We start from the raw sequence: 23,797 nt of genomic DNA on the forward strand, positions 1-23,797 counted from the left end.
AGTATATAAAGATGTATTATAGAAGTTTTAAATTTGTAAGCTTTTTAGCGCTATTTGCTGTTATGTTGGGGCAAAATTTATTTGCTGCGACAACTGATAATATTCCTAGCATCAAACTGAGCAATCTAAATGGTCATAATCTTACCGAGCAGATTAGTTATTTTTCTTTACTTGGTAATTCACAAGCCCTTCCAAGAAACAAAGCGACTCTCGAGGCTTTAATATCTTCATTACAACCCCACACTGATACCAATTTAAGTGGTGATAAATATGTGGCGGTATTTGAATTAAATAATGACACTCAGCAAACTGAATGGTTTATATATCCTTATGGTTCAGTGGTGCAACGTATTGAGATTTTTTGTTATGACTGTAGCAAGTTTAATGAAACGGTAAAGTCAGGTCATGGCCTTAATAATCAGCAAGATTTTCATTACGGTAGTAAAATAGAAATAAGTCCAGGACAACGTAAAACAATTGCAATATTGTTTGATAGCCCTTACTTTTTTTCACCTATAAAAATAGTTGTTAAACCTTTTGAGCAAACCGTAAAGCTATTTCATATTGAAAATGTATTGTTGCTAATCGGTTTAGGCATTTCCTTAGCATTAGGTATTTATAATCTTTTTATTTTCTCTAGCACTCATAATTATCAATACTTAACTTATGCACTTTCTACGTTAAGTTACGGTACTGCTTGGGCTATAGTATTTGCCGTACCCCACTACTTAGGTTTTGAAAACTCACTTATATTTGGACTGCCGGCATTTCTTATTGGCTCTATATTTACTTGTTTTTTCAATATTCAATTTTTACAGTTAGACAAGGTCAGTCCTAAGATAGCTTTGACCTTGAAAATAGTAGCCTTAATAGCTTTAATCTCTATTCCTTTCGCTTTTTATAATTATGAAACAGGTTTATATCTAGCAACTTTTTCTACTTCATTAACGGCATTTATAGGTATTTATACCGGTGTACGTTGTTGGATAAATGGGTATTCCCCTGCCAAGTATTACACACTAGCTTTATTGTCGGTAGCTCTGCCAAACATGGTAGTAAATCTGATAAATATTGAATTTTTACCAGGGTTAAACGTTAATATCTATCTATTAGGTTTAATAGGTAATTGTCTAGACAGTTTACTATTAGCATTTGCATTAGCGGCACAATTACGGGTGTTAACTCTTAAAAATAATGAACTCAATGCCAGCTTAGAAACTAAAGTAGCAAGACGCACTGTTGAGTTGAAAGAAGCGAATTTAAAACTAGAAAAAACAAATAGTGATTTAATCGAAGCCAATAATGCCAAAGGTCGTTTTTTGGCTACTATGAGCCACGAAATTCGTACTCCTTTAACATCTATTATTGGTTATGCAGATGGCATCTTAACGGGTGATATTGATAAAGCAGAACAAGAACGGGTAACTAAAATAATTGCCGAAAATGGTAATCACTTGCTGAATGTCATTAATGATATTCTCGATATAAGTAAAATTGATGCAAATAAGTTAGAATTTGAATCTATTCCTACTCCACTTTTTTCTGTTTTAGCACAAGTAGAATCACTAGTAGGTAAAAGGGCTAGAGATAAAGGATTAGCATTTTATTTAAACTATCAGTACCCCTTGCCAGCTCATATAAATACTGACCCTACACGTTTAAAGCAAATTTTATTTAACATCACAAATAATGCCATTAAATTTACAGAAAATGGGTACATTGGCTTATCGGTCGCTTTGGTTCAAAATAAATTACAAATTACTGTCAAGGACTCTGGAGAGGGGATATCACTCGAGCAGCAAGAAAAACTTTTTCAACCATTCACCCAAGCTGATAATTCCATTAATAGACGTTTTGGAGGTACGGGCTTAGGCTTAAGTATTTCTCAACGTTTAGCAAAAGGACTTGGGGGTGAAATCACCTTTAACAGTACGCTAGATAAAGGGTCAACTTTTACCTTAAATATAATGGTAGATGTTGTAGAAAACACTAGTTGGATAAATAGTGTTGCAGAGATATGGCGGTCTACTCCATCACGATCTATTCAACCAGCAAAGATACCGAACTTCAGTGGTAACACAGTATTACTAGCGGATGATCATCCAAATAATAGGGAGCTTATTTCTCTATTACTGAAACGAATGAAAATAAAAGTGACTAAAGTAGAGAATGGTCAACAAGCATTAGAGGTCCTATATCGTCAAAATTTTGATCTAATTTTACTTGATATCCATATGCCTATAATGGATGGAACCCTTGCGTTAAAACAGTTGCGTTCGACAGGTAACAATACCCCTGTCATTGCACTTACTGCCAATAATATGAAGCATGAAATTGACGAATACATGGCTATAGGGTTTTCAGAACACCTAGCAAAACCTATAGACAGAAGAGATTTTATTCGTAAATTGTCTTTATTTTTAACAATGCAAGGTGATTCGGAGCAAGTGTTAAGTAAAGAAGATATGTTAAATTTAGTGAGTGAATATCAGGATAATTTGCGAGAACAATTAGTTAAAATTGATAAGGCCTTAAAACAACGAGACCTTTCACTAGTCTCTGAAATTGCACATAATATAAGCGGTTCTGCAGGCTCATTTGGATTTGCTTTAATAGGTAATAAATTTGCAAATATTGAGAAGTCGGCGTTGCAAGACGATGAAATAGCCATAACCTTTGAACTCCCCAAAATAATAGCTCTAGCTCATCAGTGTACCGACTTACCCTGCGTTAACATCCCACAAGGCATAGTTAACCATAAGAATAACGTAGAATTATTTTTAAAGGCTATCTATGAATTTGCAGAGGATGCAGAACAAATATTTATTCAGTTACAAGATGCTTTAATTAATTCCGAAACAAACAGTGCTTTGGTCCACCTATATAGGTTATTACCTAGTACACACGAATGTGCATTGACTGAGGCGGAATCCGCTCTTAAATCTATGGAAGTTATGATTACTTCTGGGCATTCAAACTTAAGTGAATTTAAACCCTATTTAAATTTGATAGAAACGCAACTCAGGCAACTTAATAACGTCTTAGAGCCAAACTTAATGAATTGAAATTAAGGGGCTTTACAAAAAATTGTGTTACTTTTTGACACCCCAAATTTCTTGTAACCTTTGATCTCTGCCGCAGTTCCAACGATAAAGCTTATATCTAACAGGACTTTTCTTGTAATAATCTTGGTGGTGTATCTCATTACCTTTGATAGGATAAAATTTTGTAGTATTTAAAATAGGGGTAACAACTGTTTGTTCTGGAAATTTCGAAATAACTAATTGTTTAGACGCTTCAGCTAATCTTTTTTCATCTTCATTTGCTACAAATATAGCGCTTTTATAACTAAACCCTTTATCACAAAATTGGCCACTATCATCAAAGGGGTCAATGTTTATCCAGTAGTGATCTAATAAGTCCCGATAGCTTAATTTACTGGCGTCATAATCAATTTCTACCGCTTCATAGTGACCATAATGATTACCACGATACGTGGGATTTTCTAAGGTCCCCCCAGTAAATCCTGATATGACTTCATTAACACCGTCTAACTTTTCGAAATCTGATTCCATGCACCAGAAACATCCCCCTGCGAAAATGGCTTTTTCAGCAGAAGTTTCTAAACTAAACGCTCCAATAATAAAGAATAAGACGACTACGGTGTATTTCATTACTAACTTTCACTCTAATAAAATGGTGTACTTAATAGGTATTAAGACCTGTATAAATACAAAACATTTCATTTTTATTTTATAGATAAAAACTCAAATATGGGTGAGCATTCATTAAAAACCTAATACCTCCAACTTTTTAAATCCGCTCCTTTAGGTGCGGATTTTTCAATACGCTTTAAAATTTGCGGTACGTAAAAGGTGTTATAACGTAAACGAGATATTGCATTTGAATTTTCGTGGTCACCATTCCAACAATGTTCATGACGGTCCCCGTAATCTATAACGCCTTCGTAAGCTGGTGCTGCATTTTCTAAAAACTTTTCTGTTAGATAAACCGCATTATTAAGATAGAAATTGTCCATATCTCCTACATAAATATGAATTTTCCCTGTTAATTTTGGGCCAAGTTCAGTCCAATCTCGTTCCATAATATAACGCAAATCGTAATTTTCACGCCAATATGCAGCGACGCTTTTATTTATTTTTCCCGTTTTTTTGTTCCATATACGTTGAGGATAACCATCTTCACCATTAGGAGAATAAACAGCTTCCCAAATGTCCCATTGCTGACCAGAACGAGATTTATCTCCAAGTACTAATTCCCAATGGTTATCCATTTCCATGTACCCAGATAAATGCCCTAGATAGTTACGGTGCGATGGTCTATCAATTTTTGTAAAACTACCTTTACGGAAATAGGCATTATCATCTTCGTATAAATTAATAGTAGTAAATTGACGAAAATCTATTGGGTCGGGACAAGCAGCAAATGCACCATTGTATTCCTCTGGGTATTTAACCTGTACAGCAAGAGCTTCCCAACCTCCAGTTGAGCCACCATAAAGAAACCTTGCCCAACCTTCTCCTATGCCGCGAAATTCTCTATCTATGGCTGGTATTAACTCATAAGTTATGGCATCCCCATATGGCCCTAAATTATCTGAGTTCACAGCGTAGCTATCATCGTAGTAAGGATTACTATGGTCAATCTCAGCGATTAACATCCTAGGAGTATCTTGGGCTACCCAATATTGATATAAATCATAAGACTCTTGAGCTACGATTTTGTTATAACAATCTAAATCGAAGCGTTGGCTGTATTTACATACTAACTTGGGGTCTGGTGGCGTTTCACTAAAGCCGCCAAAATTAGATGGGAAATGGCCATGAAAAATAGAGAGAGGAAAACGGGCTTGGGGATGCTTATCAAAGTCATGAGGTACTAATACATGTGCTCGAAGAAAAATATCGGTTCCCCAAAAGTCTGATAACAATTGGCTACGTATTTTAATATGTCGAATGTACTCAGTGTCTTTCGGTTCTTGAATATTGGGGTTAACTTCACTGAGAATGATGTTAATTATATTGTTATCTGCTGGGTCGAATATGACTTTGAAGGGTTTACTTACGAGGTTTCCAGGCTCTTTTTCCAATTCTGTCCAGCGCTTGGTATTGCAGGTAGTTTTACAGTTTTACCACTTGCAAGGTTAAAGGTTTGATATTTATGTAAAACAGCCTGAACATAATATTCACCTTTAGGAATACTTTCTATGTTTTTAGCTGGAAAACCCAATACATCATTGCCTATAGTTTTTGTCTCGCCTCGTTTAAAACCTTCAACGTTAATACCAAAGATTTGCGCCCCATCAAAACTAGAGTTTACCTGATACATTGGTTCTAATTTGTTGCTAGCAGCCAAAATGAGTATTAAACGCCCATCGTATATTTTTTCGGGTGCAGATTCGGGAAGCTTCAACTCAAATGTTACTGCGTTTAAGTTCTGTGTAGAGAAGAATAGGCTAAAGGTTAGTACTAGCCTGCAAAAAATATTTTTGAAACTCATTTTGACTCCTTATTTGTAAGCAACTAAACACTCAATTAAACCCATTAAGTTACATCTTCTTGCTAGTTTATCCTTTACATTATCAATAGTTATAGAGAATTAACCTAAAACTCAATATAAGTAATATGTCCTAGTTTTTGAATTGTTCAATTCATAAAAAAACCCAGCGCATGGCTGGGTTTTTTAATTTTGTATTTTTTGACACTTACTTACGCAATTTTTGAATTAACCTTAACTGCGCAATAGCTTCTGCTAGCTCAATGGCTGCTTCTGCATAATCAAAATCAGCGCCTGGATTAGCGATATGTTCTTCTGCGCGTTTCTTCGCTTCAGTAGCTGCTTGTTCGTCTAAATCTTCAGCACGAATAGCAGTATCAGCCAATACAGTTACGGAACCCGGTTGTATTTCAAGTACACCACCATTGATGTAGATATTCTCTTCATCACCGTTTTGTACTAAACGTACCATGCCAGGTAACAATGTAGTTAATAAAGGAGCATGACCAGGATGTATACCTAGTTCACCTTCACTACCAGTAACTTGAATAGCTTCAACCTCGCCAGAAAAGATACTGGTTTCAGCGCTTACTACATCTAGTTGTACTGTTGTCGTTGCCATAATGAACCTCCAATAAAGTTCTTAAACATGCAGGCATTTTTGAGTCTATTTACCTTGAAATCTAGAAGGAGATACACAAGGTATTACTATACCTATGCACCTCCAACACGATTTCGTGATCATAGACTAAAAATTACATGTTTTTAGCTTTCTCGCTAGCTTCTTCGATAGAACCAACCATGTAGAAAGCCTGTTCAGGAAGGTCATCAAATTCACCTTCAAGAATGCCTTTAAATCCACTGATAGTGTCTTTCAAAGATACATATTTACCAGGAGAACCAGTAAATACTTCTGCTACGAAGAAAGGTTGTGACAAGAAACGCTGAATTTTACGAGCACGAGAAACAGATAACTTATCTTCTTCAGAAAGTTCGTCCATACCCAAAATTGCGATAATGTCTTTCAGTTCTTTATAACGTTGCAATACTGATTGTACGCCACGGGCAATATCATAATGCTCTTGACCAATAACTAGAGGATCAAGCTGACGTGACGTTGAGTCTAGTGGATCAACCGCTGGGTAAATACCAAGAGAGGCGATGTCACGAGACAATACAACAGTTGCATCTAAGTGAGCAAAAGTTGTTGCTGGTGATGGATCGGTCAAATCATCCGCAGGTACGTATACCGCTTGGATAGACGTGATTGAACCTGTCTTAGTTGAAGCGATACGCTCCTGTAATACACCCATTTCTTCAGCTAGGGTAGGCTGATAACCTACAGCTGACGGCATACGACCTAACAATGCAGATACTTCAGTACCAGCAAGTGTGTAACGATAGATGTTATCTACGAAGAAAAGAACGTCACGGCCTTCGTCACGGAATTTCTCTGCCATGGTTAAACCTGTTAACGCTACGCGTAAACGGTTTCCAGGAGGCTCATTCATTTGACCGTAAACTAGCGATACTTTATCAAGTACATTAGATTCGTTCATTTCGTGATAGAAATCGTTACCTTCACGAGTACGTTCACCTACACCTGCGAATACAGAGTAACCACTGTGCTCGATTGCGATGTTACGGATAAGCTCCATCATGTTTACGGTTTTACCAACACCGGCACCACCGAACAATCCAACTTTACCACCTTTAGCGAACGGACATACTAAGTCGATAACTTTGATGCCTGTTTCTAGTAGTTCAACTGAACTTGATTGATCTTCGTAAGTAGGTGCTTCACGGTGAATAGACATACGTTCTTCTTCACCAATTGGACCTGCTTCATCGATTGGGTTACCCAATACATCCATGATACGGCCTAATGTGGCTGTACCAACTGGAACCTGAATAGCTTCACCAGTATTTTCAACTGCTAAACCACGGCGCAAACCATCAGTAGTACCCAATGCGATTGTACGCACTACGCCACCACCAAGTTGCTGCTGCACTTCTAGGGTCAAACCTTGCAATTCACCTTCAGTGATTCGCAACGCGTCATATACTTTTGGAACCGAATCTTGTGGAAACTCGATGTCCACAACGGCGCCAATTATTTGGACGACCTTACCTTGACTCATGTTAATTCCTCTTAAATTCTAAAACCTTTGCCTGAATTTACTTACAAACTAGACCGCTGAAGCGCCGCTAACAATCTCACTGATTTCTTGTGTGATAGCTGCTTGACGTGCTTTGTTATATACCAATTGCAAGTCGTCAATTAAGTCGCCGGCGTTATCTGTTGCAGCTTTCATTGCAACCATTCGAGCAGCTTGCTCAGAGGCGGCATTTTCGACTACACCTTGGTATACTTGAGACTCTATAAAGCGAACCAAAAGCATATCTAAGATAGGCTTAGGATCAGGTTCATAAATATAATCCCAACGATGTTGTAATGTTTGTTCTTCAGATTTTGGCAAAGGCAACAATTGATCGATCTGTGGCTCTTGCGCCATAGTATTAACAAACTTGTTAAATACCAGATATAAACGGTCTATTTTGCCATCGTTGAATGCTTCCAACATGATACGAACCAATCCAATTATTTCTTGGACAGTGGGCGCATCACCTAGACCAGATTCAGCAGCAAGTACATTGCCGCCAAAACGGTTGAAGAATGCTACAGATTTTGCACCTAGGGCAGCAAAGTCTGTTTCAACACCTTGTTCTTGCCATTTTTGCGCTTCTTTAGCGACCAATTTGAATTCGTTAGTGTTTAAACCACCACATAATCCACGGTCTGTAGAAATCACAATATAGCCCACGCGTTTTACTTCGCGGTCTTCCAAATATGGATGACGATATTCAAGGTTAGCGTTTGCCAGGTGACCGATCACGTTACGAATATTCTCAGCGTATGGACGGCTAGAAGCCATACGGTCTTGCGCCTTTTTCATTTTAGACGCTGCAACCATTTCCATAGCGCTGGTGATCTTCTGAGTATTTTTAATACTACCGATCTTACCTTTTATCTCTTTACCGCTAGCCATAAACTCTATCTCCGATTATTCAACATACTGGCTACCTTTATCTAATAAAATTAGATTTCAGTAGCCAAATTGATTACCACGTTTGTGTTTCTTTAAACTTAGTTAAAGCTTCATTTAGTGTGGCTTCAATTGTCTTGTCGAAATTACCAGTTTTATTGATAGTGTCCATCAGCTCGCTGTATTCACTGTTCATATAAGAATGCAGAGATGCTTCAAAATCTAGAATTTTATCTAGTGCAACATCTTTCAAATATCCTTTTTCAACAGAGAATAAAGAAACACCCATGTCACCTACTGAAAGTGGTGCATATTGGTTTTGTTTCATTAATTCAACAACACGCTCACCGTGTTCAAGCTGTTCACGTGTTGCGTCATCTAAGTCAGATGCAAATTGTGAGAAAGCCGCTAATTCACGATATTGAGCTAGAGCTAGACGTATACCACCACCTAGTTTCTTAACAATTTTCGTTTGAGCTGCACCACCTACACGTGATACCGAAATACCTGCGTTTACAGCAGGACGGATACCCGCGTTGAACAAATCTGTCTCTAAGAAGATTTGACCATCGGTAATCGAGATTACGTTAGTAGGTACGAATGCAGATACGTCACCAGCTTGAGTTTCGATAATAGGTAAGGCAGTTAAAGAACCTGTTTTACCTGTTACTTCACCATTAGTATAACGCTCAACATATTTATCATTTACACGTGCAGCACGTTCAAGAAGACGCGAGTGAAGATAGAAAACATCTCCAGGATACGCTTCACGACCTGGTGGTCGACGTAACAACAATGAAATCTGACGATATGCAACAGCTTGCTTAGACAAGTCATCATATACAATCAACGCGTCTTCACCGCGGTCACGGAAATACTCACCCATGGTACAACCAGAGTAAGGAGCCAAATATTGAAGTGCAGCAGATTCAGAAGCAGAAGCGGCAACAACAATGGTGTTAGCCAATGCGCCATGTTCTTCTAACTTACGTACTACGTTTGCAATAGTAGATGCCTTTTGGCCTACCGCTACGTATACACATTTAACACCTGAATCTTTTTGATTGATGATGGCATCAATCGCTAATGCAGTTTTACCAGTTTGACGGTCACCGATAACTAATTCACGTTGACCACGACCTACTGGGATCATGGCATCTACTGATTTATAACCAGTTTGAATTGGTTGATCAACTGACTGACGTTCAATAACGCCTGGTGCAATTTTTTCAACAGGTTCAAAACCGTCTGCATCGATAGCGCCTTTACCATCGATAGGTGCACCTAGTGTGTTCACAACACGACCAAGTAGGTTACGACCTACTGGTACTTCTAAGATACGTCCAGAAGATTTTACTTTTACGCCTTCTTGTAAGTCAGCGTAAGGACCCATAACTACCGCACCTACAGAATCTCTTTCAAGGTTCAATGCGATAGCGTAACGACTACCAGGAAGCTCGATCATTTCACCTTGCATTACATCAGCAAGGCCATGGATACGGATAATACCGTCGGTTACACCAACGATAGTCCCTTCGTTTCGAGCTTCACTTACTACTTCGAACTTCTCAATACGTTGTTTGATTAGTTCTGCAATTTCAGTGGAATTCAGTTGCATGCTCTTTTCCCCGTTATGCTTGTAACGCGTCTGAAAGACGGTTTAGTTTACTTCGAAGTGAACCGTCAATTACTGTATCACCGGCTTTAATTAGTACGCCGGCAACTAGTTCAGGATCCACGCTACAATTTAGCTTAACTTTTCGTGCAAGACGTTTCTCAAGAGAAGCACCAATTGCTGTTTGTTGTGATTCATCAAGTTCGACAGCCGAAGTGATTTCAACGTCAATCTCTTTTTCAAAATCAGCTTTAAGCTGATTAAACAAAGCAGAAATATCGGGCAACGCTTGTAAACGTCTATTATCAGCCAAAACCTTTATTAAGTTCTGGCCATGTAGGTCGAGTTGTTCGCCACACACGCCAATGAATATTTCAGAAAGCTTCTCTGCCGCAACAGAGCCAGTTAAAAGTTCTTTAACCGTTTCATCTTTAGAAACTTCAGCAGCAAAAAATAACATTTCTTGCCATTGGGTAATGGTTTTGTTCTCAACCGCGTAATCGAACGCAGCTTGCGCGTAAGGGCGAGCGATAGTTGTCAATTCAGACATAGCTCAATTCTCCCTTACAATTCAGCGACAAGTTTTGCAACTATGTCACTTTGTGCTGCAGCATCAATTTCTCTTTCAAGGATTTTTTCAGCACCAGTTATCGCCAGAGCAGCTACTTGTTTACGTAACTCTTCTTTAGTGCGATTTCTTTCTGCTTCAACCTCTGAATAACCCTGAGCAATGATTTTCTCACGTTCAGAATGACCACGTTGCGTTTCCTCATCAACAATCTGAGTACCACGCTTTTTAGCCTGATCGATAATTTCAGCTGCTTGCGCTTTAGCTTCTTTAAGCTGAACGTCTGCATCTGCTTGAGCAAGTTCGAGAGCTTTCTCGCCTTCCTCAGAAGCTGCAAGACCATCAGCAATTTTCTTTTGGCGTTCTTCAATAGCACCAATGATTGGAGGCCATACATATTTCATGCAGAACACAACAAACACTAAGAAAGCTATTAATTCGCCTATTAGAGTGGCATTTGGTAACACGGCCGCTCCTCCTCTTTAATAGTTGTTAAAAGGTATGGTTAACTATTACTGAGCACCAAGAACAAACAACATATAAAGAGCGATTGCTACACCGATCATTGCAATCGCATCGATAAGACCCGCTACAATGAACATTTTAGTTTGTAATTGATTTGAAAGTTCAGGCTGACGAGCAGCTGATTCCAAAAATTTACCACCTAAAATACCGAAGCCAATAGCTGGCCCCAATGCGCATAGACCAATCAAAATACCAACTGCGATATATAGATTACCTAAGATTTCCATAGATTTTCACCTTGTGTTTAAAGTTAAAGTTAAAATAAAAAAACGTGTAAAACTTGTTTTGTAGGCGTCCTTGCCTCACCCAAAAGGGCCAGCTAATGCTGTCTAAATTCTTTCAAAAAATTAATGTTTTTCGCTCGCCATACTCAAGTAAACGATTGTTAACATCATGAATATGAAAGCTTGCAATGGGATAACCAATAAATGGAATGCTGCCCATAAAAAATGAATAGGTAATTGCCAAAGACCAATAGTACCTGCAATAAGAATGAATATGAGCTCACCCGCATACAAGTTACCGAAAAGACGTAAAGCAAGAGACAGAGGTTTAGCAATAAGTGCTACCACTTCCAATATAAAGTTAAACCAATATAACCAAGGAGTATTAAAAGGATGGGCATAAAGTTCTTTCAGAAAACCGCCGACACCTTTGATTTTTATTGAATAGAAAATCATTAAAGCAAATACACCCAAAGATAAAGCAAAGGTCATACTTGTATCAGTAGTAGGTACTGACTTTATATAAACATCATGGGGATCAACACCCATCATAATACCGATATTTTGAGCAATATAAGGAATGAGGTCGACAGGAATTAAATCCATCAAATTCATCAATAAGACCCAAACAAAGATAGTTAAAGCTAAAGGAGCGATAACCGGACTCTTGCCCTGATAGGTTCCTTTAACAGTGTTATCTACAAACTCGACAACTAGTTCAACGCAAGCTTGCCATTTACCTGGTACGCCTGTTGTCGCTTTTTTTGCTGCTGAGCGAAAACTAACTAAAAACACTAAACCCAAAACCACCGACCATGCCAACGTGTCAATGTGAAAAGTCCAAAACCCTTCACCGACAGAAGCATTAGTTAAGTGATGTTGAATGTAAGCGCTGACGCTTTGTTCGTCACCTGATGCTGCCATTTTTCCATCCACAATTTAAAGTTAAAAACTGGTACTAAATCACGTTTTTATTTCTATCTAACAACGCGATTCAAAAAAATTATAATCGGCCATTGGGCCATCAAAGTTACTACATAAGTAACTATTAAAGGCAAAGGTTGTAGACTTTGCCATTGATATACAAACAAGAACAATAAAATTGTAAACAAAAATTTCAGTTTACTTCCCTTGTTAAAACTCCGCACTACTAGCTTAATTTTACTAGCACCGGCATATCTGAATGCTAAGAAAGCAAATATAGCACTTGGTATAATACATATTAAACCACCATAAAGTGCTGATAAGCCTTCATTTTTTCCTAAAAAAAAGGAATATAGTAAGGTACATATAATGGCGATTATACTTTGTAATAAAAGTATGTTTTTAGCCAATTTTTGACCTTCTCGGACCAAACTAGTTACCAATTGATCCCTCTACGTATATAAACCTATCGAAAAGCGCCAAAATTATACTTAACTTACGCTGATTTACAACAATAAAGTCTAGTTTGGTGCATAAAAGCACTATTATGGAGAGCACTATAAAGCATTAAATTTTATAGAGATTATATAACTCACGTATTTGATTAAGGCTATTATTATATTTACTCAATTACTAAATTGGTTTACCAAAATAAAATTTATCTAAATACATTATTTTATATGACTCAAAATACCATCAAGCTGATCAAGACTGGAAAAGTTGATGACTAACTTACCTTTGCCCTTGGCGTTGTGAGCAATATTGACAGGGGCACCTAAGTTTTCTGATAAGGTAGTTTGTAACTTCTCAACGTCAGGATCGGGCTTAATTGGTGCTTTTGGTTTTACTGGGGTTAATAATTTTCTAACTAGAGTTTCAGTATCTCTAACCGTAAGTCCTTTTCCAGATACGGTCTGCGCTGCTTCATTTTGTACATCGCCTTCTAGTGATAATAATGCTCTAGCATGGCCCATTTCTATATCACCATGCTCGAGTAACAATTTAACATCGTCATTTAAATTATTAAGACGCATTAAATTCGTTACGGTAGTACGTGATTTACCAACAGCGGTTGCGACCTCTTGATGACTTAGTTCAAACTCAACCATTAGGCGGTCTAATGCTTGTGCTTCTTCCATAGCATTTAAATCTTCACGTTGAATATTTTCAATTAATGCAATGGCAACAGCAGATTCATCTGGAACGTTTTTGACTAAGCAGGGAATTTCATCTAATTGTGCAATTTGAGAAGCACGCCAGCGTCGTTCACCAGCAATTATTTCAAACTTATTTTCTGCAACCTCTCGAACGACTATAGGTTGAATAACCCCTTGGGATCGAATTGACGATGCTAAATCTTCTAAAGCTTCAGAAGACATGTCTTTACGAGGTTGGTATTTACCAGGCTGTAAAAACTCAACTGGGATTTTACGTAATTCACCTTTTTGCTCTGCTTTATCTAATTCAGAACTTGTAGCACTTTGACTAGTAGCTAATAAGGCATCTAACCCTCTACCCAATCCTCGTTTTTTTGCCGACATGTTGTCCTCTAATTTTTTATTTTTAAGTAGTTTTCTTTTTGCTACGACGTAAAATTTCACCGGCTAGAGCTAAATACGCTTTTGCGCCCGTCGAAGACTTATCATAATACATAGCTGGCGCACCAAAACTTGGCGCCTCAGCAAGTCTTACATTTCTTGGGATAACCGTTCTGTATACTTGATCGCCAAAGTGTCTTTTTAGCTGCTCCGACACATCATTTGCTAATCTATTTCTAGGATCATACATGGTCCTCAGTACACCTTCTATTTTTAACGCTGGATTTACAACTGACGCTAACTTTTTGATGGTGTCCATTAAGGCGGTAAGCCCCTCAAGCGCATAATACTCACACTGCATAGGCACTAAAACAGAATCTGCTGCTGCCATAGCATTTACAGTTAACTGATTTAACGATGGAGGGCAGTCTATAAAAATAAAGTCATAATAATTTTTTACAGGTGCTAATGCATTTCTAAGTCTTACTTCTCTTGCAAATACTTCCATTAGTTTAATTTCAGCAGCTGTAATGTCACTATTTCCTGCTATGAGATCATATTTTCCTGAAGTTTCTTTAATTAAAACTTCATCAATGGGTTTTTCTTCAATTAATAATTCATAACTGGTGTTTTCAACACTATATTTATCTACACCACTGCCCATGGTGGCATTGCCCTGAGGATCTAAGTCGATCAACAAGACCCTACGTTTAGTCGCAGCCATAGATGCAGCAACATTAACCGCTGTAGTTGTTTTTCCAACGCCACCTTTTTGATTAGCGATCGCAATGATTTTGCCCAAAATAGCCATCCATTTATGTTGGCAGACTAGATAGACATAAAAACTATGCCTAATTAAATAGCGTCTAATCTGATGGTTGTTTTATTATTTTGACTATATGACGTTCACCGTCAAGGCCTGGAACGTCTAACTTTATTGTTTCTTGCAAGGTAAAACCTATAGGTAACTCTTCAAGCTCATCCAGAGGAAGTTGACCTTTTAAAGCAAGATAAACTCCGTGGGAATCTACCAGATGCTGACACCAGTGCAACATATCTTTTAATGATGCAAAAGCTCTGCTTAATACTCCATCAATTTTGAAAGTTGGAACGTAGTCTTCAACTCTAGATTGCACAGGCTCAATATTTTTAATATTTAGTTCATGTGCTACTTGCTTCATAAAGCGTACACGCTTTCCTAAACTATCTAATAAAACAAAATGTTTATCTGGGCACATGATTGCCAAAGGGATGCCAGGTAAACCTGGGCCAGTTCCCACATCGATATAGTGCATTTTGTCCAAGTATGGAGCCACAACTATAGAATCTACTATATGTTTGATCACCATTTTTTCAGGCTCTCGAATAGAAGTTAAATTGAAAGCCTTGTTCCATCTATTAACCATTAAAATGTAGTTAATCAGTAGTTTTTGTTGCTGTTCGCTAACCTCTAAAGAGGTGTTATTAATGCTTTTTTTTAAAATGGTGAGTAATTCTTCACCTAAAATATGTTGTTCTTTCATCAGGCTATAATTTTCTTATCGTTGCTGCTAGAGCCCACTAATAATCCGTGCTTCTTCAAATAAACAAGTAATAGTGAAACGGCAGCAGGTGTAATACCTGAAATCCTACCCGCTTTACCAATAGTTTCGGGTCGCGCGTCACTAAGCTTGGCAACAACTTCATTACTTAATCCCGAAATTTGACTAAAATCAAAATCTTTTGGAATAAGCGTATTCTCGTTACGTACGGTTTTGGCAATTTCATCTTTTTGACGTTCGATATACCCGGCATATTTAATTTGTATCTCGACCTGTTCTGCTGCTTGTTCGTTATCTAAACCAGGGCCAAAGGTATCTAAACCTATTAACGTTTTATAAGTCATTTCTGGACGTCTGATTAAGTCTTCTAAAGAATTTTCCTTAGTAACTGGATTTTTTAAAATTTTATTCAACTCGCCAACAGATTCGTGTTTTGGATGAACCCAGGTTGCCTTTAAGCGTTGCTTTTCAAGTTCAATTGCTTCTAATTTTTCATTAAAAGCTTTCCAGCGATATTCGTCCACTAACCCAATTTTATGGCCTTTGGCAGTCAATCTAATATCCGCGTTGTCTTCTCTCAGTAATAAGCGATATTCGGCTCTACTGGTAAACATACGATAAGGCTCTTTAGTCCCCATTGTGGCTAGATCATCGATCAATACGCCAATATACGCTTCATCACGGCGTAAAATAAATTCTTCTTTTTGTTGTACCTGACAAGCAGCATTCGCCCCTGCTATTAAACCTTGAGCGCCTGCTTCTTCATAGCCTGTTGTGCCATTTATTTGTCCGGCAAAAAACAGTCCACTGATAAATTTTGTTTCTAATGTTTGTTTTAGATCCCTTGGATCAAAAAAGTCATATTCGATCGCATAACCAGGGCGCACAATATGTGCATTTTCAAAACCAACAATTGAACGAACTAAGTTCATTTGAACATCGAATGGAAGACTAGTTGAAATACCATTTGGATAAACTTCGATGCTATTTAGCCCTTCTGGTTCTACAAATATTTGGTGTGAATTTTTATCTGCAAAACGGTGAATTTTATCTTCAATTGAAGGACAATAACGTGGACCAATACCTTCAATTACCCCAGTATACATAGGGGATCTATCTAATCCGCCACGAATAATATCATGAGTTTTTTCATTGGTATGAGTAATGTAACAAGGTACTTGGCGAGGATGGTCACTAACTTTACCTAAAAATGATACAACTGGAATTGGTGTATCACCATGTTGAACCTGCATTGCATCAAAGTTTAATGTTCTGGCATCTAACCTAGCAGGCGTTCCAGTTTTTAATCGATCAACTCTAAAAGGTAAGTCTCGTAAACGATCCGCCAAAGCGATCGAAGGAGGATCGCCTGCACGGCCTCCTTTATAATTTTCCATGCCTATATGTATTGTACCGCCTAAAAACGTTCCTACGGTGATTACAACCGCTTTAGCATGGAATTTAAGACCCATTTGAGTGACTACACCCACAACGCGATCTTGTTCTACAATAAGATCATCACAAGATTGTTGAAATAACGTTAGATTTTCTTGGTTTTCAATAATATTTCTAATTTCATTTTTATAAAGAGTACGATCTGCTTGTGCTCGGGTTGCTCTGACCGCTGGGCCTTTACTTGAATTTAGGGTTCTAAACTGAATACCTGCTTTGTCGATCGCTTTGGCCATTACTCCACCTAAAGCATCGATCTCTTTTACTAAATGTCCTTTACCAATACCACCAATAGCTGGGTTACATGACATTTGACCCAAAGTTTCAATGTTGTGTGTGAGTAATAAGGTTGATGCTCCCATACGTGCAGAAGCTAATGCCGCTTCTGTTCCTGCATGGCCACCACCTACTACGACTACATCAAAATTTTGTTGATAAAACATGGTATTCCTCTAACGCTGTTGATCATTTTGTACCCTTTAAAACGGGGCGCACATTCTATATAGATTTTGACGTAAGTAAAATGCTTAAAATTTATTCAGATCTTAAATTACGATCTCATTAGTATTTATAAGATCTATTAGATCTTTACTTATTATTACTATTATTAAGGATCTAATTTTCTGTTAATAAGTGCTTTTTTACTTTTAAAATCAATCATTTGAATAACGATCAACCATGTTAATAAAGCGATAGTAAGTTGGTATAATATGGGTATAAACAGCTGTTTTATCCACAAGCGCATTTTCTAAATATTTTACTAAGTGGATATAATTTATTTCTACAGGGGTTATACATAAAACTATCCACAATGTTGAATATGTTTTGATCTAACTGTGTGTAACTTGTGATCTAATTATAGCATTATTTTAGTTAGATCTTGATCGCTAAGGAAAAATTGATATTTTTGGATCCTTAGATCGTTATTTTTGTTTCTTATGTATATTTTTTGTAGATGCTAAACATAAATTTTAATATTTATTATAAAAAAAATATATTTGGTTAGATTTAAGACTTTTTTAGTGAAAATTTTATACTTGAATGTAAAACGGCGTTAATAATAACGTCGTTTTTATCTATATTTATAATGTTTATCTAACCTGATTAGGTTGATATCCAGTTGTTGATTGTGCTCGCTGTGGCTCTGCTTGTGTAGGGACTATTTCTTTACGACGACTTGGTCCAGAAAATTTCACCTTGTAGGTGTCATATTCTTTTATTGATTCAAAACAATAGGGCCCTAGAGCTGTTTCTAATTCAGCAAGGTTATGATTAGTAATTAATATACAGTTTTTATTATTGGCTAAACGTTGCCTAAGTAAATTTCCAAGCCAGCTTTGGGCATTCTTTTTAAGTATGCTTTCGTTAACACACACTTCATCGAGTATGAGTAGGTCTACATCTAATAATTCTTGGTTTATCTCCCTAAATTTTTGTCCAACATCATCTTTTGCATTGTAATCGTATGAGAAAAAACGCAGCTCTAATATGCTGGATAGTTGGCGATATAATACTGATATTTCAAATTTTTCTATAAGTTCATGTGCTATAGCACCTGCCGTGTGAGATTTTCCGCGACCGTAGTCTCCGTAAAAAATCATCATATGAGAGCCACTTCTACGCCAGTTTTGATCTTCATGAGCAGCAATAAAAGATTTAGCGATGCTTACTGCTTCTATAACGTCATTACTGTCTTCTATTAAGTTTGCAAAGGTCCATTTTGAGTTGAGATCTGAACGCCCTTGTATAGCTTGTATACGTTGTTTTTTACCCTGTTGTTGGATTAACCTAACATCTCTATTCGCTAATGTTTCATATTCGCTTTTTAGACTTTTATAATCAGTATAACTATCTGGGACATGTTGCCGTCCTAGCGCTTTACCTAATTGTTTAATTTTGTCTTGAATACTGTCCACGAATTCTATAGTCCTAGATTATAAAGTTAAGTTTACTGAGTTTTTTTACTATATTTTGCCACTAAATTTTTAGCATTGTCGTCTGCAACTATACCAGCTTTGGTTTTAACCATTTGCTGTCCTACTTTTTGTGTTTCTTTAAAATTATTAGCCATTCGCATTTTCTTCAAATTGAATATAAATTTTTGTGTCCATTGATATTCGCTAAATTGTACTTCAGGTCTGCCAAGCCAGTAAGCTATAAAGTCACCTAACTCATTATCAGTATATTGGTAATCAATAAGACCTATTAGTTTGGCTAAATCGGCTACTAAGTTTTCGTTAGGCTGCCAGTCTAGATGCATATCAGTCCAATTTAAATGTAGTTTGGTATAGTCATCAACTTTCATTGTGGTTAAAGGTAACACTAAGGTTTTACCATTAAAACTGCGGTTAATCTCTACTTCTTGTTCAAATTTTACGAGTCCAATATGAAGTAATTCTTTTATTAAACTATTAATTTGTCTGCCAAGAGTGAATTTTTGTTCTTTTTCATTAAGAAGTGAAATTAGGTATTTATAATTTAGAGGCGCGCTTACTCCTGATTTTTTATTTACAGTAGGTTTTATACCTAACATATATAAAGTCCGAGCATCATTACTGAGAGATTGTAGTAGGGCAGTTTGTTCAGCCTGATTGAATTGCATCTGCTTTTTTACTCACTAACCTAAATTTGAATTTTTTAAATAAGTTTCTAGATATTCAACTGCAATATTTTCAGGAATAGGGTGATTTAGAACATCAATATGCATGGCGGGTATTAGTTGTTTTGCACCTGTGTTGGTCATTAACATTTCTAATTTGTTAGCACCATAACAAAAGGTGTCATAGCTACTATCGCCTAAACCAATAACGATAAAATTTGTATTCAAAAATTGTTTTGCTAACAACTCTTTAGAAAAAGGTTCAATATTTTCTGGTAAATCACCAGCTCCATGGGTTGATGAACAAATAATCCAAGTCGCGTTTTCATCTAATTCAGATAGCTTAGGAGTAAGGTGAATTGTACTTGTATGTTGGTTTTCAGTTAGGACTTCTTGTACTGCGTCAGCTACATATTCGGTTGCACCTAACACACTGCCTACTACTATTTCGAACTTTGCCATTCAAGTATTACGTATTTTGTGAGTATTCTTATATTGTACCTTGAGGATAATAGATCAACACAGATAAATTTTTAACTTGATTAAATTGGTTTTATTTTCCTATGCAAAAAGATGAAAATATTTTGCTGAGTAAGTCATCTGATGTAAATTCGCCTGTGATGTCATTCAAGTGGTGTTGAGTTAATCGCAATTCTTCGGCTAGTAGTTCGCCGGCTAAGTTTTCCTCTAATTGTTCTTTTCCTAGATATAAATGTTCAGCTGCTCTATCAATGGCATCTAGATGACGACGACGTGCTATAAATTGTCCTTCAGACTCTAGACTAAATCCCATGCAGTTTTTTAAGTGTTCTGTTAAATCATTGATACCAATGTTTTCACTAGCAGATAATGATATAACTGGATATTCACCCATATCATTTATACCGATAGATTCATTTGATAAATCTGCTTTGTTTCGTATTACGCTTAAACCAATATTCTTAGGTAATTGCTCATAAAACTCTGGCCATATTTCTTTGGGGTGGGTTTCCTTGGATTCCGTACTATCTAACATAAATAGAATGCGGTCAGCTTGATGTATTTCTTGCCAAGCTCTTTCTATTCCTATTTTCTCAACTTTGTCTGGGCTATCTCGTAAACCAGCGGTGTCAATTATATGTAACGGCATACCATCAATATGGATATGCTCTTTTAATACGTCGCGAGTGGTACCTGCAATATCGGTGACAATTGCGGTGTCTTTTCCTGCGAGTGCGTTAAGTAGACTAGATTTTCCGGCATTGGGTTTACCTGCAATAACCACACGCATACCTTCTCGTAATAGTGCGCCTTGTTTAGTTTGCTGCCGCAATGCTTCAAATGAGAGGATAATGTCATTCAAATCAGATTGGACCTTACCATCGCTTAAAAAATCAATTTCTTCATCAGGGAAATCAATAGCTGCTTCTACATACATTCTAAGGTGTATTACATGCTCTACTAACTTGTTTACCTGGGTTGAAAATTCACCTTGTAGTGAGCGTAATGCACCCTTAGCCGCTTGTTCTGAACTAGCGTCAATGAGGTCAGCAATAGCTTCTGCTTGTGTTAAGTCTAACTTATCATTTAAGAACGCTCGTTCACTAAATTCACCTGGTCTAGCTATACGTATTTTCGGTATTTTTAGGATAGTGTTAAGTAACATATCTAATACAACCTGGCCACCGTGTCCTTGAAGCTCCAAAACATCTTCACCAGTAAAGGAGTTAGGACTTTTAAAAAAAATGGAAATACCTTGGTCGATAAGATTATTTTGAAGATCAGAGAAGGGCAAATATTCCGCTTTACGGACTTCTGGAAGTTTTCCTAAAACAGCTTCAGCAACATTACTAGCTAAGTCTCCTGATACTCGGATAATTCCAACACCGCCACGGCCTGGCGCTGTTGCTTGTGCAACTATTGTATCTTGCTGTGTTGGTAATCCGGTTGCTGTCATGCCTTTCTAATCTCTAAAGTTCGTAAACTGCAATGGTAAATCTAACTCAGCTTCTTTAGCTAGGCGCATAGCACTTTGTAAATCATCGCGCTTTTTACCTGTAACTCTGACCTTATCTTCTTGTATTTGAGCTTGAACTTTTAGTTTGGATTCTTTTAGTAATTTAATTATTTTCTTTGCATTAGGTTGTTCTATGCCTTGAATAAACTTAACTGCCTTCTTGTAAGTTTTGCCGGTAACGTCAATATCTTGTGGATCAAGGGCGGCGTTACTTACTCCTCTTTTGGCGCAGGCACTACGCAATATATCCATCATTTGTTTAATTTGAAAATCACCCTCGGCTTTTAATGTTACCACTTCATTAGTATATTCAAATGATGCCTCTACACCTCTAAAGTCAAATCGTGTACTGAGTTCTCTACTTGCATTATCGACTGCGTTTTTAACTTCTACTAAATCAATTTCTGACACTATATCTAATGAAGGCATGTTTGCTCCTTATGTAACAAATTAGTGATTAAATTATATGGAAAAAAAAGCCCGTTTTATATGCAATATTCGCTATAAAACGGGCTTTGATATGTTGGTTACTAATTACTTAGTTTGAAGACCACGTTTCTCCATGGAAGCATAAATAAATTTAGCCTGTATTAGGGTAATAACATTACTTACTAACCAGTAAAGTACTAAACCAGCTGGGAATATAAAGAAGAATAAACTCATGGCTACCGGCATAAATTGCATTATTTTCTGCTGCATAGGATCTGTCATAGTCATAGGTTGTAGTTTTTGTAATAAATACATACTTGCACCCGTTAATATGGGCAGAACAAAATACGGGTCTTTAGCACTTAAGTCAGTAATCCAAAATATGAAATCAGCATGTCTCAGCTCTACACTTTCAAGTAATACCCAGTATAAAGCTAAGAATATAGGCATTTGTAGTAATAATGGAAAACAGCCACCCATAGGATTAACTTTATCCTTCTTATATAGCTCCATCATACCTTTTTGTAGTTTTTGCTTATCGTCGCCACATCGCTCTTTTAAAGCATCCATTTTAGGCTTTAGCGCGCGCATTTTTGCCATAGATTCATATTGTTTTTTGGTTAAAGGATACATTGCCCCTTTAACGACTATGGTGATCAAAATAATGGCGTAACCCCAATTACCTACTATGTTGTGTATCCATTGTAGGAAATAGAATAAGTATTTTGAAATCATCCATAGAAAACCATAATCAACTGTTAGATCTAATCCTCGAGCAAGTTGTTCTAAGGTATCTTGATCTTTAGGGCCTAAATATAAAATACTATTTATTTGTTTAGTTTCACCTGCTTGTATAGTGACAGACTCACCTGTAAATCCGATGACACCATTTGTATTTTGTTTAACGGTACTAAATAGTTTATTGGTTTGGTCTTGAGGCGGAACCCATGCTGAAACAAAGTAATGTTCAATCATTGCAGCCCAACCAGCTTTGGTGGTTTCCCTAAGGTTTTTGTCGGTCATATCATCAAAGGTGTATTTCTCATAAATATCTTCTTCTACAGAGTAAGCGCCGCCGCGATACACAGGCATAAACATGCTGCCATCTTGTTCAAGCATACTTTGTTTTAATTGACCAAATTGTTGCATTTGTTTTGCAGTACTAGTGTTGTTTTCAACAACATAGCTAACATCGATTTTGTGACTACCTTTTGAGAATATAAAGTTTTTAGTAACTTTCATTCCGTCTGGTGTAACTAGAGTAAGAGGGACGGTTAAAGTCTCACCTTGCAGAGTATATTCATCTTGTGTTGTTAAATAAGTAGGTCGACCTTTTGCGTCAACACCGTCTTGCCCAATTAAACCACTTTGGGCAATAAATAATTTATCTCCATTTGGTCTGAGTAAGCTGTATAGCTCCTCAGAGTCTTGCTCTACCGGATATTTAACAAGATTAGCAGAAACAACATCGCCACCTTTGGTATCTATATTAAGTATTAACGTGTCTGTTACAACTGAAATTAACTTTCCTGTAGGTTGGTTGCTTGTTTGGATAGTTTGACCATCTGCAGATGCTACAGGGATATCTTCTGTTCCAGAAGGATTTGCTATAAAGGCTTCTTGAGAAGTGTTACCAGAAGGTTGTATTGGTTGTGGACCGTAATCTACCTGCCATTGCTGCCATAATAGAAAACCGACCATAGCTAGGCCAATAAACAAAAAACTACGTTGAGATTCCATAAAGTACTCTAATTAACTGCTAAATTTCGTGGGCGATTTATTTAAGTGTTTATTCATATATTAAATCACGGCGATATTACTA

General features: G+C 37.0%; 23 protein-coding genes. 1 reads left to right on the forward strand and 22 read right to left on the reverse strand.

Going from position 1 to position 23,797, the window contains the following annotated elements:
* The first annotated feature begins 11 nt into the window (after positions 1-11).
* Complete coding sequence (locus tag ABJE44_RS13170) at positions 12-3,065, forward strand: response regulator (protein WP_348109689.1); 3,054 nt, start codon at positions 12-14, stop codon at positions 3,063-3,065.
* Positions 3,066-3,092: 27 nt separating this feature from the next.
* Here ABJE44_RS13170 and msrA read toward each other — a convergent pair whose 3' ends face one another.
* The 22 genes from msrA to yidC form a co-directional block, all read right to left on the reverse strand.
* Entirely contained in the window at positions 3,093-3,674 is a 582-nt protein-coding gene (gene msrA / locus ABJE44_RS13175) for a peptide-methionine (S)-S-oxide reductase MsrA (RefSeq protein ID WP_348109691.1), read from the reverse strand.
* 122 nt (positions 3,675-3,796) lie between these two features.
* Positions 3,797-5,110: an alpha/beta hydrolase-fold protein gene (locus tag ABJE44_RS13180; RefSeq protein WP_348109692.1), complete on the reverse strand. Its 1,314-nt coding sequence runs from the start codon at positions 5,108-5,110 to the stop codon at positions 3,797-3,799.
* Positions 5,083-5,520: a hypothetical protein gene (locus tag ABJE44_RS13185; RefSeq protein WP_348109694.1), complete on the reverse strand. Its 438-nt coding sequence runs from the start codon at positions 5,518-5,520 to the stop codon at positions 5,083-5,085. Before ABJE44_RS13185 ends, ABJE44_RS13180 begins: the two co-directional genes overlap by 28 nt.
* A 205-nt stretch (positions 5,521-5,725) precedes the next feature.
* The gene (locus tag ABJE44_RS13190; RefSeq protein ID WP_133468766.1) at positions 5,726-6,139 is read right to left on the reverse strand and encodes a F0F1 ATP synthase subunit epsilon; all 414 of its coding nucleotides are present in this window, start codon (positions 6,137-6,139) and stop codon (positions 5,726-5,728) included.
* A gap of 133 nt (positions 6,140-6,272) precedes the next feature.
* On the reverse strand, positions 6,273-7,658 hold the full coding sequence (atpD, locus tag ABJE44_RS13195) for a F0F1 ATP synthase subunit beta (RefSeq protein WP_133468765.1): 1,386 nt from the start codon (positions 7,656-7,658) through the stop codon (positions 6,273-6,275).
* 48 nt (positions 7,659-7,706) lie between these two features.
* Complete coding sequence (atpG, locus tag ABJE44_RS13200) at positions 7,707-8,567, reverse strand: F0F1 ATP synthase subunit gamma (RefSeq protein ID WP_348109697.1); 861 nt, start codon at positions 8,565-8,567, stop codon at positions 7,707-7,709.
* Positions 8,568-8,640: 73 nt separating this feature from the next.
* Positions 8,641-10,182 carry a F0F1 ATP synthase subunit alpha gene (gene atpA / locus ABJE44_RS13205; RefSeq protein WP_133468763.1) on the reverse strand — a complete coding sequence of 514 codons (1,542 nt, stop codon included), beginning with the start codon at positions 10,180-10,182 and terminating at the stop codon, positions 8,641-8,643.
* A gap of 13 nt (positions 10,183-10,195) precedes the next feature.
* Positions 10,196-10,729 carry a F0F1 ATP synthase subunit delta gene (atpH, locus tag ABJE44_RS13210; protein WP_348109700.1) on the reverse strand — a complete coding sequence of 178 codons (534 nt, stop codon included), beginning with the start codon at positions 10,727-10,729 and terminating at the stop codon, positions 10,196-10,198.
* 14 nt (positions 10,730-10,743) lie between these two features.
* Positions 10,744-11,214 carry a F0F1 ATP synthase subunit B gene (atpF, locus tag ABJE44_RS13215; protein WP_133468761.1) on the reverse strand — a complete coding sequence of 157 codons (471 nt, stop codon included), beginning with the start codon at positions 11,212-11,214 and terminating at the stop codon, positions 10,744-10,746.
* 45 nt (positions 11,215-11,259) lie between these two features.
* Complete coding sequence (gene atpE / locus ABJE44_RS13220) at positions 11,260-11,499, reverse strand: F0F1 ATP synthase subunit C (RefSeq protein ID WP_133468760.1); 240 nt, start codon at positions 11,497-11,499, stop codon at positions 11,260-11,262.
* Positions 11,500-11,619: 120 nt separating this feature from the next.
* Entirely contained in the window at positions 11,620-12,420 is an 801-nt protein-coding gene (gene atpB, locus ABJE44_RS13225; protein WP_348109703.1) for a F0F1 ATP synthase subunit A, read from the reverse strand.
* A gap of 53 nt (positions 12,421-12,473) precedes the next feature.
* A complete protein-coding gene (locus tag ABJE44_RS13230) occupies positions 12,474-12,863 on the reverse strand; it encodes an ATP synthase subunit I (RefSeq protein ID WP_348109705.1) in 390 nt (129 codons plus the stop codon).
* Between the two features lie 228 nt (positions 12,864-13,091).
* Positions 13,092-13,961, reverse strand: coding sequence for a ParB/RepB/Spo0J family partition protein (locus ABJE44_RS13235; RefSeq protein WP_348109707.1), 870 nt, complete (start codon positions 13,959-13,961; stop codon positions 13,092-13,094).
* A 22-nt stretch (positions 13,962-13,983) separates the two neighbouring features.
* Complete coding sequence (locus tag ABJE44_RS13240) at positions 13,984-14,760, reverse strand: ParA family protein (RefSeq protein WP_348109709.1); 777 nt, start codon at positions 14,758-14,760, stop codon at positions 13,984-13,986.
* Positions 14,761-14,824: 64 nt separating this feature from the next.
* The gene (gene rsmG / locus ABJE44_RS13245) at positions 14,825-15,481 is read right to left on the reverse strand and encodes a 16S rRNA (guanine(527)-N(7))-methyltransferase RsmG (protein ID WP_348109710.1); all 657 of its coding nucleotides are present in this window, start codon (positions 15,479-15,481) and stop codon (positions 14,825-14,827) included.
* Positions 15,481-17,394, reverse strand: coding sequence for a tRNA uridine-5-carboxymethylaminomethyl(34) synthesis enzyme MnmG (gene mnmG, locus ABJE44_RS13250; RefSeq protein WP_348109711.1), 1,914 nt, complete (start codon positions 17,392-17,394; stop codon positions 15,481-15,483). The genes rsmG and mnmG overlap by 1 nt, the downstream gene beginning before the upstream one ends.
* A gap of 648 nt (positions 17,395-18,042) precedes the next feature.
* Complete coding sequence (locus ABJE44_RS13255; protein WP_348109712.1) at positions 18,043-18,867, reverse strand: ATP-binding protein; 825 nt, start codon at positions 18,865-18,867, stop codon at positions 18,043-18,045.
* 32 nt (positions 18,868-18,899) lie between these two features.
* Positions 18,900-19,553 carry a DnaT-like ssDNA-binding domain-containing protein gene (locus tag ABJE44_RS13260; RefSeq protein WP_348109713.1) on the reverse strand — a complete coding sequence of 218 codons (654 nt, stop codon included), beginning with the start codon at positions 19,551-19,553 and terminating at the stop codon, positions 18,900-18,902.
* Between the two features lie 15 nt (positions 19,554-19,568).
* Entirely contained in the window at positions 19,569-20,012 is a 444-nt protein-coding gene (gene mioC, locus ABJE44_RS13265) for an FMN-binding protein MioC (protein ID WP_348109714.1), read from the reverse strand.
* Between the two features lie 91 nt (positions 20,013-20,103).
* The gene (gene mnmE / locus ABJE44_RS13270; RefSeq protein ID WP_348109716.1) at positions 20,104-21,486 is read right to left on the reverse strand and encodes a tRNA uridine-5-carboxymethylaminomethyl(34) synthesis GTPase MnmE; all 1,383 of its coding nucleotides are present in this window, start codon (positions 21,484-21,486) and stop codon (positions 20,104-20,106) included.
* Positions 21,487-21,492: 6 nt separating this feature from the next.
* On the reverse strand, positions 21,493-21,975 hold the full coding sequence (locus ABJE44_RS13275) for a YajQ family cyclic di-GMP-binding protein (protein WP_289032028.1): 483 nt from the start codon (positions 21,973-21,975) through the stop codon (positions 21,493-21,495).
* 105 nt (positions 21,976-22,080) lie between these two features.
* Positions 22,081-23,715, reverse strand: a complete 1,635-nt coding sequence (yidC, locus tag ABJE44_RS13280) for a membrane protein insertase YidC (protein WP_348109718.1) — start codon at positions 23,713-23,715, stop codon at positions 22,081-22,083.
* Between the last annotated feature and the right edge of the window lie 82 nt (positions 23,716-23,797).

The organism is Paraglaciecola sp., assembly GCF_039942875.1.
GTDB lineage: Bacteria > Pseudomonadota > Gammaproteobacteria > Enterobacterales > Alteromonadaceae > Paraglaciecola.

What these genes read in the sequence shown, in the direction of transcription:
- ABJE44_RS13170 (WP_348109689.1), top strand. Translation starts at nt 12, where the DNA reads ATGTATTATAGAAGTTTTAAATTTGTAAGCTTTTTAGCGCTATTTGCT.
- msrA (WP_348109691.1), bottom strand. Translation starts at nt 3,674, where the DNA reads ATGAAATACACCGTAGTCGTCTTATTCTTTATTATTGGAGCGTTTAGT.
- ABJE44_RS13185 (WP_348109694.1), bottom strand. Translation starts at nt 5,520, where the DNA reads ATGAGTTTCAAAAATATTTTTTGCAGGCTAGTACTAACCTTTAGCCTA.
- ABJE44_RS13190 (WP_133468766.1), bottom strand. Translation starts at nt 6,139, where the DNA reads ATGGCAACGACAACAGTACAACTAGATGTAGTAAGCGCTGAAACCAGT.
- atpD (WP_133468765.1), bottom strand. Translation starts at nt 7,658, where the DNA reads ATGAGTCAAGGTAAGGTCGTCCAAATAATTGGCGCCGTTGTGGACATC.
- atpG (WP_348109697.1), bottom strand. Translation starts at nt 8,567, where the DNA reads ATGGCTAGCGGTAAAGAGATAAAAGGTAAGATCGGTAGTATTAAAAAT.
- atpA (WP_133468763.1), bottom strand. Translation starts at nt 10,182, where the DNA reads ATGCAACTGAATTCCACTGAAATTGCAGAACTAATCAAACAACGTATT.
- atpH (WP_348109700.1), bottom strand. Translation starts at nt 10,729, where the DNA reads ATGTCTGAATTGACAACTATCGCTCGCCCTTACGCGCAAGCTGCGTTC.
- atpE (WP_133468760.1), bottom strand. Translation starts at nt 11,499, where the DNA reads ATGGAAATCTTAGGTAATCTATATATCGCAGTTGGTATTTTGATTGGT.
- atpB (WP_348109703.1), bottom strand. Translation starts at nt 12,420, where the DNA reads ATGGCAGCATCAGGTGACGAACAAAGCGTCAGCGCTTACATTCAACAT.
- ABJE44_RS13235 (WP_348109707.1), bottom strand. Translation starts at nt 13,961, where the DNA reads ATGTCGGCAAAAAAACGAGGATTGGGTAGAGGGTTAGATGCCTTATTA.
- rsmG (WP_348109710.1), bottom strand. Translation starts at nt 15,481, where the DNA reads ATGAAAGAACAACATATTTTAGGTGAAGAATTACTCACCATTTTAAAA.
- mnmG (WP_348109711.1), bottom strand. Translation starts at nt 17,394, where the DNA reads ATGTTTTATCAACAAAATTTTGATGTAGTCGTAGTAGGTGGTGGCCAT.
- ABJE44_RS13260 (WP_348109713.1), bottom strand. Translation starts at nt 19,553, where the DNA reads ATGCAATTCAATCAGGCTGAACAAACTGCCCTACTACAATCTCTCAGT.
- mioC (WP_348109714.1), bottom strand. Translation starts at nt 20,012, where the DNA reads ATGGCAAAGTTCGAAATAGTAGTAGGCAGTGTGTTAGGTGCAACCGAA.
- mnmE (WP_348109716.1), bottom strand. Translation starts at nt 21,486, where the DNA reads ATGACAGCAACCGGATTACCAACACAGCAAGATACAATAGTTGCACAA.
- ABJE44_RS13275 (WP_289032028.1), bottom strand. Translation starts at nt 21,975, where the DNA reads ATGCCTTCATTAGATATAGTGTCAGAAATTGATTTAGTAGAAGTTAAA.
- yidC (WP_348109718.1), bottom strand. Translation starts at nt 23,715, where the DNA reads ATGGAATCTCAACGTAGTTTTTTGTTTATTGGCCTAGCTATGGTCGGT.